At 55.4% G+C, this 13774-nt stretch carries 7 protein-coding genes; 2 read left to right on the top strand and 5 right to left on the bottom strand.

The genetic code is table 11. The features are described from left to right. Positions 1 to 22: 22 nt before the first annotated feature. The 4 genes from CRP01_RS13555 to CRP01_RS13540 form a co-directional block, all read right to left on the bottom strand. The gene (locus CRP01_RS13555) at positions 23 to 1213 is read right to left on the bottom strand and encodes an SGNH/GDSL hydrolase family protein (protein WP_099150589.1); all 1191 of its coding nucleotides are present in this window, start codon (positions 1211 to 1213) and stop codon (positions 23 to 25) included. A 106-nt stretch (positions 1214 to 1319) separates the two neighbouring features. Next, positions 1320 to 2696: a Gfo/Idh/MocA family protein gene (locus tag CRP01_RS13550; protein WP_099150588.1), complete on the bottom strand. Its 1377-nt coding sequence runs from the start codon at positions 2694 to 2696 to the stop codon at positions 1320 to 1322. Positions 2697 to 2774: 78 nt separating this feature from the next. Next, positions 2775 to 3803, bottom strand: coding sequence for a DUF6807 domain-containing protein (locus tag CRP01_RS13545; RefSeq protein WP_222845732.1), 1029 nt, complete (start codon positions 3801 to 3803; stop codon positions 2775 to 2777). 102 nt (positions 3804 to 3905) lie between these two features. Then, positions 3906 to 7796, bottom strand: a complete 3891-nt coding sequence (locus CRP01_RS13540; RefSeq protein WP_099150587.1) for a PVC-type heme-binding CxxCH protein — start codon at positions 7794 to 7796, stop codon at positions 3906 to 3908. 292 nt (positions 7797 to 8088) lie between these two features. Here CRP01_RS13540 and CRP01_RS13535 point away from each other — a divergent pair, with 292 nt between their 5' ends. Together CRP01_RS13535 and CRP01_RS13530 are read left to right on the top strand one after the other, a co-directional pair. Further along, entirely contained in the window at positions 8089 to 10449 is a 2361-nt protein-coding gene (locus CRP01_RS13535) for a sialate O-acetylesterase (protein ID WP_170110359.1), read from the top strand. A 25-nt stretch (positions 10450 to 10474) separates the two neighbouring features. Then, complete coding sequence (locus CRP01_RS13530) at positions 10475 to 11689, top strand: FG-GAP repeat domain-containing protein (protein WP_099150585.1); 1215 nt, start codon at positions 10475 to 10477, stop codon at positions 11687 to 11689. Positions 11690 to 11748: 59 nt separating this feature from the next. Here CRP01_RS13530 and CRP01_RS13525 read toward each other — a convergent pair whose 3' ends face one another. Next, on the bottom strand, positions 11749 to 13431 hold the full coding sequence (locus CRP01_RS13525; RefSeq protein ID WP_099150584.1) for an FAD-dependent oxidoreductase: 1683 nt from the start codon (positions 13429 to 13431) through the stop codon (positions 11749 to 11751). Between the last annotated feature and the right edge of the window lie 343 nt (positions 13432 to 13774).

The raw sequence follows: 13774 nt of genomic DNA, 5'->3' as shown, positions 1-13774 counted from the left end.
AAAAGTAGCGTGCGGGATCCTATCAGTTAGCGTAAAAGTACCGTATCCGGCAGGCATTTCCATTACTTCGCTCATCTTTCTCTCCGATCACCCGGATTTCGAGCCGGTGTTTTTTATCCTTCAGGCCGCCGGCCAGCGTGTAATACCAGGGCAAATGCAACGATTTACTCCATTGGGTAAACAGGTTGAGCCGTTGCCAGTCCCCTTTGTCAATACGGTATTCGATCATGCCGGCATCCTGTCCGGCAGCAACGGCAATCCCTACCGTGTGCCCGCGGAACTTCAACCGTAAGGCCCCACCCGGCGAGGTGCCGATGAGCATAGGTACCTGGGTGTAATTTTTCCGGGTACCGGTTCCGTCACCGGGAGACCAGTTGGATTCCAGCTGCCAGCCATCGGCCAGCCCGGCGGCCCCGATGTCGATCAGACGGCCGTCATCGTAGCAGAAAGGTTCCAGTTTTTCTGGAAGTGAATGCGGTGTTACCTGAGTTTCGGCGGTGAGATTATGGTCAAAGGCCCGGTCCAGAAAGTGGATCATGGAGCGGGCGTAGACCCCCTGGCCGAAAGGGGAGGGGTGCAGGTCCTTAAAATCCTGCTCCCACGAAAATTCTCCGCGATCGATCCGTTCGGTCACCTCGCGGGCCAGATTGATACTGGGTAATCCGTAGTGCAGTGCGACCACTTCGTGGTGCTGAATAACTTCCGGTACTCGTCCGGCCCGGTAGTCGGCCATTTTATCCGGATCCACAAAGTACATCAGCAGGATGTCGGCAGCTGGATTCCGGTATCGGACGTGGCGGACGATACCTTCCATAGCCTTGATCTGTTCCTCCCGGCTACGCCCGTTCGTGGCGTCATTGACGGCGGCTTCCTCGAACAGCAGATCGATCCGGCCTTTGGAAAGCACATCGCGGTCCAGGCGGAAAGCCCCCGGCGTACTGCCCATGGAGGGAATACCCGCGGCGATGAACTCAAAAGTTGTTTCCGGAAAACGCCGCTGCAGATATACACAGACACTATCCCGCCAGCCGGGGTTGTGGGTGATGGAACCGCCCAGGAATGCGACGCGGCCGGTCTTTTCCCGTTCAAAACGGAGCTGAGCATTTTGGAGTCCGCCGCGGGTTTGGTGGTAGTAAAGGTCCAGATCCCTTTGACCGAAGAGAAAGGTAGAGGAGAGGAAAAAGGTGCAGAGCACCAAGACATATTTACCCATGTGGGCGGTGTTTTTCGCTTTGGTAATAAATGTAATATAAAGACTTTCTAAGTTTGCCAAACTTAGAAAGTCTCAAATTTTAGTTAAATCCTTGATAAAAAAGGAATTACACCTTCTCCGGCACCACGTAAGGATAACGGTAGCGGCGCTTCAGGTACAGGTCTGCTGCCTCATTATCAATGAACTGTTCGAATTCACCGTTAAATTCCAGCGTATCTCCCGTGCGGTAGGCAATGTTCGCGATCAGGGGCAGTACGGTGGACATATGGCCGACTTCCACATCGCAATTCAGGATACTGCGGTTACCGGCTTTCACGGCGTCGATGAAGTTGGCGAAATGCCCTTTACTGTCCGGAGCGGTGCGGAAAGACTGGTCGCCGCCAACGGCAGCCGTTTCTGCCATATCCGATCCGGCGAATGGTTTGTTCTCACGTTCGCGGTAAGCTTTCCAGGTGCTGCCGTTCAGTTCCAGCCAGCCTTCGGTGCCGTAAAAGAGGTTACCGATCTTAACGCCGGCGGGCGCTTCGGCATTCGTGTAACGGCCGCGGGTTTCAAACTCGAGGATCTTACCGTCATCGTATTCGAAAACGGAGGTTTGCGTATTCGGAGTTTCCTGGGAGCATTCCTTCGGAGAGATACCGAAGATACCACCCATGGACTGCACCTTGACGGGATGCACTTTTTTGCCCAGTCCCCAGCGGGCAATATCGAACTGGTGCGGCCCCTGGTTGCCGGTGTCACCGTTGCCGGTATCCCAGTGCCAGTGCCAGTTGTAGTGCCCTCTCTTCTCGTTGTAGGGGCGCCAGTTGGCCGGGCCGAGCCAGAGATCGTAATTCAGGGAAGCGGGGGGAGCACTGTCTTCGGCAATACCGAAGGAATCCCGTGGTTTGAAGCACATCCCGCGCGACATGTATACATCGCCGATACCTCCGTCGTGCAGGAAAGCCATGGCCTGCATCACATTGCTGATGGAGCGGTTCTGAAAACCTACCTGCACGATGCGGTCGTATTTGCGGGCCGCTTCGATCATCTTGCGGCCTTCCCATACATTGTGTGAGCTCGGTTTTTCCACGTATACGTTCTTACCCGCCTGGCAGGCCCAGATGGTGGCCAGTGCGTGCCAGTGGTTGGGCGTAGCGACTATGACGGCATCTACTTCCTGGTCATCAAAAACCTTTCGCATATCGGTTTCCGTGCCGGGTTTATTGCCATCCTGATTGTCGGCGGCCATTTTGACCCGTTCGCCCAGGAAAGAAGAATCCACATCACAAACGGTTTTCACCATGACGCCGTCCTTGTACATGCGGGTGAAGTTCTCCAGCAGGCCTTTACCACGGCCGCGAACTCCGATGGAAGCCAGGATCACCCGGTCGTTGGCCCCTATGATATTGCGATAGGATTTTGCGGAAAATGCCGAAGTGCCCAGCGCCATCCCGGCGGCACCGGCTGCGGCTTTTTTGATAAAACGTCTTCGATTAGTCATGCTTTTATTTTAAAATTATGGAGAGACCCATTGTAATGTGTCCTTACAATGCGTTTTTAATGCTTTACCGAATGGGAATTAATAGTCCATTTGTTCGATCTCCGCCACCGAAGGATCGCTGGAGAAAACCGCCAGCCGGTACTTAAAAGTAACCGATTCTCCGGGCATGAGCTTAAAGTTGAGCTTCTTTTCTCCTTCAGAAAATACTTTTTGTCCCAGCGGATTGGCTGCAAACAGGCCGTAAGAGCGGGCGTGCCAGTAGGTGGGGTAGCCCACATTATCGGGATGATCATAGATCACCAGCGCCACCGGATCGCCTTCCAGTTCACCCGATAGTTTCATCCATTTGGCCCGGGTGCCCCATACCTTACCACCGGTGATGCCCTCGCTGCTGAGGTAGTCTCCGCGAACCTGGGAATTATCGGGGTTTTCAATTTCCTCCACCTCTCCGTTCGCGCCCCAGAGCTTTTGTTTGCCGTCGCTGGGAAGTTCGAGTTCGCGGGTAACCCGGATGGCGAACATGCCCTCCTTATTGTCCGTTAGCGCTACGGTATCTTCCAGGGCGGTCAGGGTTGTCGTCCGGTCGATGATCCGGACACTGTCCTGCGCGCGGAATTCCAACTGGGTGACTTCCCGCAGCAGGCTGTGCCCGCTGTGGTCATTCCAGCTGGCAGTTGCGGTGATAGATGCCGATTTATCTCCGGTTTTCGTGTCCGTGATCTCCTGGTGGCGGATGGTGCCGTAGTGCGGTGCCCGCTCGGGAGCGATCGCCTTCGAATTGTTCCAGAAATCCAAACCGTTCACATCACCGTAATTGAGCCAGACCCCCAGGTGGTGCGGGTGATCGACCCGTTCGCCAACTTTCGGCTTCAGTGGATACCCGCGGGTCAGTTCGTGACCGTTGGCCGAAATAACCGGCCACAGTACGGGCTTTTCCAGGTCGCTGGAAAAATGATAGGTGGTGAATAACTGATCGCCAAATCGGATATCTATCTTTTGTTCGTCGTCGATCGTTATCAGGTCAACCATTGGCGTACTTTTATCTGCAGACCGGCAGCCGGCGGCGATGCACAGGATGAGGCAGAAAATGGAGGTTTGGTATTTCATTGTTTTGTTTTGATCAGGTGTCAGGTTTTTAGGTGTCAGTGTATCAGGTGTCGGGTGTCAGATTTCAGGCATCAGGGTTTTTAGGTGTCAGGTGTCAGGGGGTTAGTCCATTTCTACGATTGGTTCTTTGGTTTGTAAAAAGGCGACCAGGTCCAATATCTCTTTGTCCGTCAGGTACTGTAGCAGGCCTTCCGGCATCATCGATTTCGGGGTGACTTCCCGCGACTGAATATTGGACTGACTGATCTGGATCTCATCCTGGCCGACTACCCGCATGGTCAGCTGCTGGTCGTTTTCCGCGACGATATTGCCGCTGAACGTCCGGCCGTCCTGCGTGGTGATCACTACCATTTTGTAATCGTCCTGGATCTCGCTGCTGGGTTCCAGGATATTTCCCAGCAGGTAGGCCGTATTGGTGCGATTGGAACCGGTCAGGTCCGGACCCAGATTGCCCCCTTCACCGTACATCTTGTGGCAGGCTCCGCAGGTGCGCAGATATACCCCTTTTCCCTGTACCGGATCGGACTGGGCGATAGCTCCGGGTTGCAGTAGCCGTTGGTATTTGGCGTATTCGGACCTTTTATCCGAAGACAGCTCATCGATAGGACCCCAAATTTCCACAAAACCATTACCCACAACCCGCCGAAGTTGTAAAGCAACGTAGGGAGGGATCTCTTTTTTGGCAATTTTTTCGTTTTTGATGGCATCGGCAAGCAGGCGTCCGTATACCGGTCGGGAGGACAGGGCCAGGATCGCTTCCTGTTTGGCATCGAGCGGCAATTGGGAATATTTATCCAATAACAAGGTCCCCAGATCGCGCCGGTCGTAGCTGGCCACCGCCCGGATCACCGGAATGCGGAGTTCGGGAACTTCGAGCAGGCGGGGCAGTTCCGCCGGTAATTCCGGACGTTGCTGGGCGGCGAGAACGGTTATTGCATTTTCTTTTTGGTCATTACCGGCTTTCGGATCTTTCAGGCTGGCCAGCATAGCTTCCGCGGCGGCGGCATTACCGAAATACTGAGAAATGCGCAGCGCCGTTGCGGCACTTACCTTATCAGCCGACAGCCCCTGGTATACTTTTTCCCAGTTTTTGGGCGCATCGATATCGACGCGGCCTTCGAGGCCGGCGAGCATACCTTCCAGCAATTGCTGCCGATTGGCGGACTTACGGCTGAGGGCGGCGGTGAGCGGTTCCAGTTCACCGGCATCCACCAGTCGGCGGGCAATGTGATTGGTTACCATGGGGATCTTGCTTTTTCCGGCGAGGGCCAGGGCCCGCTCCGCTTGTTCGGGCACCAGCGATTCTATACCGAACCACAGCATAAAGGGAATATTTGGATCGTCCGCATCGTCCGCGTAGGTAACCAGATTTTCGGCCAGGGCCCAGCGACTTTCCGCATCGATCCGTTGCAGCGCTTTGGCCAGGTATAAACGGACTACCGGTGATTGTTCCTTGCGGGCCAGTTCGGTCATCCGGAGCAGGGATTTGCGGTCGGCAGTTTTATCCTCACACAGGAACTGTATCGCCCAGGCCCGCACGTAGGGATCGCGATCATCCAGGGAGCTGATCAGCAGGTCTTCACTGATGTTGCCGGTGATGTATAAGGCCCAAAGCGCCCGCAGGCGGTAATCGGCATTGGTATCATTATTGAAGTGATCGGACAACTCGTGGGTAGCTTCCGAAGAGAGTGCTCCTTTGGAAGCCCGGAACTGCAGGATCACCCGGGCGCGGCGGGCGTGCCAGTCACTGCCCTGCCACTGTAGGGCGACCAGTTGCTCATCCGAGAACGTAATGAGGTCATCGTAGCGCCCCGACCAGTTTTCGGCCCGGGAGTTTTCCGGGGTGATGCGGAACACCCGACCAGTCTCTTTGTGTTTGACCTCCTTGCCGCAGATGTCGGCATCGTGCCAGTCCAGCACGTACAGGCCGCCTTCCGGACCGATCTCCATACTGAATCCGATCCACTGGGCATTGTTGGCCAGCATAAAATCCTCCCCGTGGCTGGCGGTAAAACCCGAACCATTCGGCTGCAGAATATCGGAAAGCACCGCATGTTCGTGGATATTGGCCATAAACAGGCGGCCCCGCTGTTCTTCCGGGAACGCATCCGACTGGTAAATGCGGGCGCCGCCGTGGGCCGAACGGTGGCGATGATCCACAATGGTCTGAATGTCTTTGTATACGTAGGGATTGAAGTGCCGTCCGCCCTGACGGTGGTAGATCCCGCCCGGAATGACGTGGAACATGTGGGGGATCACACAGGCCGAAATGAATAACTGCCCCTTGGCATCGTAATCGATACCCCAGGGATTACTGAAACCGTGGGCGACCACTTCGAAGCGCTTTTTGGTCGGGTGGTAGCGCCATACCCCGCCGTTGATATCCACGCCGTCCGCATCCAGCAGATTTTCGGGGAAGGGCTCTCCGGCCCGGTAGATCTTGCCTTTGCCCGTAGGCTTGCGGATCACCGAAGGAGTGGCGAAGCCTTCCAGCCCGTACAACCAGCCGTCGGGCCCCCAGTGAAAACTATTGATGGTCTCGTGCCGGTCGCGGATGCCCCAGCCGGTCAGCAATACTTCGATATCCGCCTCGTCGGCCCGGTCATCGTGGTTCTTATCGGGAACGAACAGCAGGTTGGGCGGTGCTCCCAGATAAAGACCGTCGAAGCCGACGGCAATGGCAGAAGGGAAGGGAATATTTTCCAGGAAAACGGTCTTTTTATCGGCCACGCCGTCGCGATCGGTATCTTCCAGGATAAGGATCCGGCTATCCCCGGAATTGGAAAACCCGGAACCGCGGGACTCGTAATCCCGGTTTTCGGCGATCCACATGCGACCCCGGTCATCCCAGCAAAAAGCCATGGGTTGGGTGATCATGGGTTCGGCGGCAAAAGCATTCACGGTGTAGCCTTCTTTGATGGTCATTTCGGCAATAGCTTCCTCCGGCGTCAGGAATTTGGCACTGTATCCTTCCTCCTGGGCCAGCCCCCAGAGCGCGGTACCGTTGTACATCCCCTGATCTCCGATGAAATCGCCCCAGAGTTTATTCAGGCTAATGTCGCTCAGCTCTCCCTCATAGGCCACGATCTGATGGCGGAAGGTAGCGGTTTCACCCGCTTTGATCTGCCAGTCTCCCTGCCGGGCCCGGACGGGACCGACGCCCAGTTGTCCGTCCACGCGCCAGGTTTGCGGAAACCCGTCATTATCCGGATGGTCGAAGATGGCAATATGCCCCCATTCGTCGAGGCCCTCGATGGCCATCCCCACATCGACCCACTGGGCGCGCTGACCTTCGGCTTTTTCATTACGCTGCCGGGCGGCATTGATCACTTCGCCCTCGATGCCTTCGTGCCAGGGCATGCGCAGGAAGAGGCCGCCGTAATCAAATTCATTGATAGTGATATCGGTCAGGGCCTTCCCTTTCCATTCCAGTTCCAGCAGGTGGTGGCCGTTGGACTCGGAAAAGGTCCAGATCTGGGTTTCTTCTAAAATGGGTTGCCCCTGCTCGTCGAGCATATTGTAGACGGTTTGCCATTTAAGCTGGCTGCCTTCGTCGATGAGCAGGTCCAGCGACTTGCGTTGCCAGTGGGTACCTTCCGGATGGTGGAAAAAGTCGCGGCCGATCTGTTGACGGATGGCTTCCGGTTTATCGGGGCGGTAAAACCATTTACTGAGACTGTCGGGCTCGATACCCGTACCGTTCACCCTGGTGAATCCCCAGTACAGGCCCGTCTGGTGTTTGTGGTGACCGGGGCTGTACTGGGTCAGTTCCGCTTCGGAACCCGGTGCCAGAATAGGATGCAGATAGGGGCGGAAATCCGGCGCGGCGTTTTGGGTAACCACCGGCTTGCTCTGCCCTTTTTCAAAAACGTAAATGCTGTTCCCGTCTTTTTCAGCGTAAAATGTCTTGGTAGATTCATCCGCCGGCGCGCTTTGTTGCTTGCAGGAAGAGAGAATGGCAATGGCAAGGAAAAGGAATAGGTATTTGCTCATGATGTTTTTCAATTTACCTGGAAAGGGTTGGTTGCTCAAAATAGTTAAAAATTAAAAAGCGGTAGAAAAGATGGAGCCTTCTGTCGCTATCGAAAAAAAGGCCAGCAGTGAATGTACTGCTTCTGCCGGGGAGGGCTATCCCGCTCTGTACCAGTTGCCTGTAGATGGTAAGACGTCCGAAAGGCAAGTTTCCATTAAACCGGGGTTTGAATATTAGCTAATGAATCCGGATGTAGTGTTCGGTAGGCATATTCTTCGTCAATGGACCGACACCAAAGCTATTTCCAGTATTATGCAGCGATTTGTTTTTGCCCTATTCCTCCTGATCCTCGCGGGTATTTTACCCGGCGGTATTTTCGCACAATCCCTATCGACGGAAACCCATCAGGCCGTTCCCCGGAACCTGGATCTTTATCTGGTCATCGGGCAGTCCAATATGGCCGGCCGGGCACCTATTCGCGATGAGGACAAAGCTCCCATTAACGGCGCATTGCTCTATACCGGCGATCAACTTAATCCCTGGGTTACCGCTACCAATCCGTTGAATCGTTTTTCCACCATTCGCAAAGTGATCGATATGCAGCGTCTGAGTCCCGCCTATGCTTTCGCCCGGGATATGACGGCCGTTGGTGGGCGAAACATCGGATTGATCGTCAATGCCAAAGGCGGATCGGGTATCGTGCAGTGGTTGCCGGGTACCCAATTTTTTGCCGATGCCGTACGTCGTACCCGGGAAGCAATGGCCTACGGAACGCTCAAAGGGATCATCTGGCATCAGGGCGAAAGTGATTCGGGGCCTTTCCGGCGCGACCTCTATCTGGGACGCATGGAAGTGCTGATCAATGCTTTCCGGGAAGCATTCGACGATCCGGACCTGCCCTTCGTAGCCGGTAAGGTCTCGGAGGCCCGGGAACAACGCATCCCCTTCAACGAAATCCTGGCGCAGTTACCGGACCTCATCCCGCATACCGCGGTGATCAGTTCGGAGGGTACGGCCACTACCGATAGTACTCATTTTGATTCACCGAGTCAGATCCTGCTGGGAGAACGTTACGCGGAGGCCATGCTGAAGATGGTAAAGCGGCAGGATTGGGGTGGTGCGGGCGCCGCCCGGCGGAACGCCCGGGTGGCCAACGAAGGTTTTCGCCGCAGCTACAATTTTCTGCACGCCTGGATGCAGGAGCGGGACCCCAAGAGCGGTTTGATCCCCCGCAACCTCGGTAGCTCCCGGGATTTTTGGAACGCTCAGGATGCAGCGGCGGACAATTATCCCTTTATGGTGCTGACGGCGGCCCTGCTGGACCGACCGGTTTTCGAAAAAGACATGCGCGATATGCTGGCCAGTGAAACCAAACTGACCTCCCGGCTGGGCCGGCTGCCGGATACCTATTCGTTCTCCAAACAGGCTTTCCAGGATAAAGAGCCGCAACTGGACCGAATCATCTTCGGAGCTTCCGAATACGTTAAAGACGGACTACTGCCGCTGACGGAATGGCTGGGCGCTTCTCCCTGGAGTGAACGCATGATCGGCATTCTGGACGATATCTGGGCGGAAGCTGAGTACACTACGCCTTTCGGCAACATTCCGGGCACCAACGTAGAGGTGAACGGAGAGTTGCTGCAAACCCTGTCGCGCATCTACTGGATGACCGGCGACGAAAAATACCTGGATTGGGCCGTTCGCCTGGGAGATTATTATTTACTGGGAGACCAACACCCCAGCCGGGACCAGACCAGCCTGCGCCTGCGGGACCACGGTTGTGAGATCGTATCCGGTCTGTGTGAACTGTACTTTACGGTAGCCCACGCCCGCCCCGAAAAGAAGATCGCCTATTCCCCCCGGATCCATCAGTTACTGGATCGCATTTTGGAAGTCGGACTCAATGAGCATGGCCTGATGTACGATGTGGTCAATCCGCAGGACGGAGCGATCGTCCGGGACCGCATCGCCGATAACTGGGGATATAATTACAACGGTTTCTATACGGTTTATCTGGTCGACGCAACCGAGCGATACCGCGAAGCCATCGAGCGGGCACTGAATAATCTGCTCTTTTATCGCAATTTCGACTGGGAGAACGGCAGTCAGGACGGATACGCGGATGCGGTGGAAGGCGGTCTGAACCTTTACAACCGCCTGCCCGGGCAGGTAGCGCAGGAATGGCTCGACAGCGAGATCCAGGTGATGTGGTCCATGCAGGATTCCAGTCACCGTTCCGATACCGAAGCTTATCGGGGGAATGGCATCATCGAGGGCTGGCACGGCGACGGCAATTTTGCCCGTACTTCCATCATGTATTGTTTGTGGAAGACGCAGGGAACCTATCTTTCGAATTGGCGGGAAGACGTTCTGTGGGGCGCCGAACCCACGGCGGATGGAGGTATCATCGTATCCGTAAAAGCGGACTCGGACTGGGTCGGCACACTTTATTTCGATCAGCCGCGGCACCAAACGGTGTTACACCTTCCCGCCGATTATCCCCGGATCAATCAATTCCCGGAATGGTTTACCGTTCGCGAGGGAGCTACCTATCTGCTGCAGACCGGACGGGATCAACCGATAAAAGAATACAGCGCAGCGGAACTGCTGGCAGGGATCCCGGTCGAACTGGCCGGCGGCGAGGAATGGCTGCTGCGGGTGCAGGAGAAATAAAACACATCATCAAAACGCCGGATATATGTTCAGAACGATCATTTGGGGTTGTTGCTGTCTGTTCGGGCTGGCGCTGTCCGCCCAGGAATGGCCCCGTCATACCATTGATGCTTCCTCAACCGGGGCGGACGGGGTAAAGCTGGCCGATATCAATGCCGACGGCCTGCCGGACATCACCACCGGCTGGGAGGAAGGAGCGCTCACCCGGGTCTATCTTCATCCGGGGCCAGCCGGCGTTCGGTCGCTCTGGCCCGCGGTAACTGTAGGTCAGACACCGGCGGTAGAAGATGCCGTTTTTGCTCCTACGAACCAGCGTGGTCGTTGGGTAGTCTTCAGCTGCTCGGAAAAAAATGCGGAGCAGATCATGCTGCATTTTGCACCCAAAAGAAATTGGCTGGACGCGGAAAAATGGCGGCAAAAAGTACTGCCTGCCTCTGATCAGCGCATGATGTGGATGTACGCTGAGCCGATGGAGGTGGACGGTCGTGGCGGCCTCGATCTGGTGGCGGGCGGCAAGGGACATGGAGCCGCGCTCGGCTGGTTTGCAGCTCCCCGCCGGACCCGGAATCTGAAAAAATGGGTCTGGCATCCGATCACTCCTCTGGGGTGGCTCATGGGCCTTTTTACCCGCGATATGGATGGCGATGGGGATCTTGATCTGGTGATCACAGATCGCAATGGAGCATTGCGGGGGTGCCGCTGGCTGGAAAATCCGGGACCGGGAACCGCCCAAACCCAGGCCTGGAACAGTCATTTGATCGGCGGTCAGAGTCTGGAGGTGATGTTTATGGATATTGCGGATCTGGACGGTGATGGGGTAGAGGAAATCATCGTAGCCGAACGTAGTGAGGAAAGTGTACGGGTCTATACCCGCCATGATACTTTCGGCAAAAACTGGGAAGAACGGATCATTGCACTGCCGGACTTTACGGGACGGGCCAAATCGGTCACGGCTGGAGATATCAATCGCGACGGAACGCCCGATTTAGTGATCAGTACCAACACCAACGGCGCCGAGAAGAACGGCCTGATCTGGCTGGACGGGAAACATTTAGATCAGGCGCAACCCCAGGATTTTAAAGCCATTTCCGGAGCCCACAATGCCAAATACGACAAGGTGGAGTTGCTGGATATCGACTTGGACGGCGATCTGGATGTATTGATTTGCGAGGAAAACTACGGACCGGATAGCGGTGGCCTCGGCGTGATCTGGTACGAGAATGTACTGACGGAGCAGTAGTACATGATTGATCGGGAACAGGCCAGGATTCGATGACCTGTTCCCGCTTACGTGCCGGCTTAATTCTCCAGCACCTGTTTATCAGCCAGTAAAACTTTTTGCAATTCGGCGTACGGCAGATCCTGCACGGCGATCTCCCGGTCGATGGCCAGACTGGCGGCCGTAGCGGCCGACTGACCGAGTACCATAAACACCGGCTCCATCCGGATGGAACCGAAGGCAATATGGGTGGCGCTTAGGCAAACCGGTACCAGCAGATTGGTGCATTCCTCGGATTTCGGCACGATCGAGCGGTAGCTGATCGGGTAGGGGGCTTTTACGTGCGCCTCTACGTTACCTTCATTTTTTACCCAGCCTTCAGCCGTGACGTAGCGCTGGGTATGATGGGAATCCATCCCGTAAGCGCCCATGCCGACGGGATCCTCGGCCACTTCGATGCCTTCGCAATTGTACTGCGTCATGACGTAGGGGCCGACCATCCGGCGGGCTTCGCGTACATATAATTGCTCCTGCCAGCCATCTTCCCGGGCGAATTCATCCTTACAGGTACCCCAGCGGGACACTCCTTCCCGGATGTGATCCGGCATGCGCGGGTGGTAGGCGAGGGTCCACATCAGGCCTTTCTGGTAGTTGCGGTGTTGCTCGCGAATGACTTCCCGCTCTTCGTAGCTGGCTTCGGGATAATTATAATTCTGGCCGATAAAGTCGGTAGAGAATCCGGCGCGGTTATTGGTATCCGTTTTGCGGTTGGGCATCTGGGAGTTGATCCAGGGAAAACCTTCCTCCCCGGCTTCGTAATTGCGCAGTAGCAATTCGTAGTTCTTTTCATCGTAATCTGCCGGTTTTTCGAAGGGAATGCGGTTGTCCGGATGATCGGTCAGGCACATGCGGAAACAGTAGGCCTGCAAATGATCATCACCGGCACCCTCGGTACCCGGACCGTCCGGGTTGATGTAGGGCAGCAGGCCGCTGGTAGCATCTCCCGGTACTACGTAGGGATCCACGCCGTCCACAAAGTTGTGGTTTACCGCGTTGTTGGACCGTTGTCCGGTCATGGTCGTATCCCGGAGTTTGGTGTGTACCCCGTTGAGGGTTTCCCGGTACTGATCGTTGCTTTCCCGGCCCACCGTGTAGGAGACGCCGGCCGTGGCCAGGAGGTCGCCTTCGTAGGTGGCGTCGATGAATATTTTTCCCCGGTAGGTTTCGCCGGAAAGCATCCGGATGGATTGTATATCGGTGCCTTCCTTTTGGACACCGGTACTGCGGTCCAGTTTCTGGTTCATTACCAGCTCGATACCGTTCTGTTCGATAAAATCCTCGTAGACACTCAGGGCGGCGGAAGGTTCAAAAGTCCACATGGAGGCCTCTCCGGCGGCGGTGCGCGTCTGGCCCCCGTCCTTATACTCGGCCTTTTCCTGCCATTTCCAGTGCTCGTTCTGATCGTAGTACTCTTTGATGGCGGAATAAAACTCGCGGGAGATGCCGCCGATGGCGGATTTGTTGCCGATGTCGGTCTGGCCGAGTCCGCCGGTGGTCAGACCTCCGATGCGTGTACTCGGCTCGATGAGGATGACCGATCTGTCCATGCGTTTAGCCTGAATGGCGGCCGCGATACCGGCGGAAGTGCCGCCGTAAATGACCAGGTCATAAGCGGGCGCATCGTTGCTTTCCCCGCAGGAAAAGAAGAGAAGGATCGCAGCCAGTAAACCGGCTACAGGGTAGTAGATTCGGATCTTTGTCATTGGTGTTTTTAAGCATTAAAGTGTTGTAGGATTCTTGGAGAAATTCACTGCTTCCGCGGCCTGTTTCCGTTCGTCTTTACCGGAAAAGCCACGCGGGGACGAGCTCCTTTTTTTGTCCCGGCGAAGGCAGAAGACGTATTGTTAATTATGAAATATTTCATGCGACATAAGTGAATTATGCAACATTTGATGAAGAAAAATTGAAGGTTTATGCAACATAGCTGATAAGCCGGCAACCGCTTTCCCGCCTACCTTTGTAATAGATCATTTCTTGCTTTTTCATTCTCATCTCATCCAGATTTCGCTCTAACCCATTCGATCAAATATAAACGAATTATTTAAA

Origin of the sequence: Flavilitoribacter nigricans DSM 23189 = NBRC 102662, assembly GCF_002646595.1 — a bacterium.
In the GTDB taxonomy this organism is placed as follows: Bacteria; Bacteroidota; Bacteroidia; order Chitinophagales; family Saprospiraceae; genus Flavilitoribacter; species Flavilitoribacter nigricans.
This window is presented reverse-complemented; position numbering and strand designations above follow the sequence as displayed.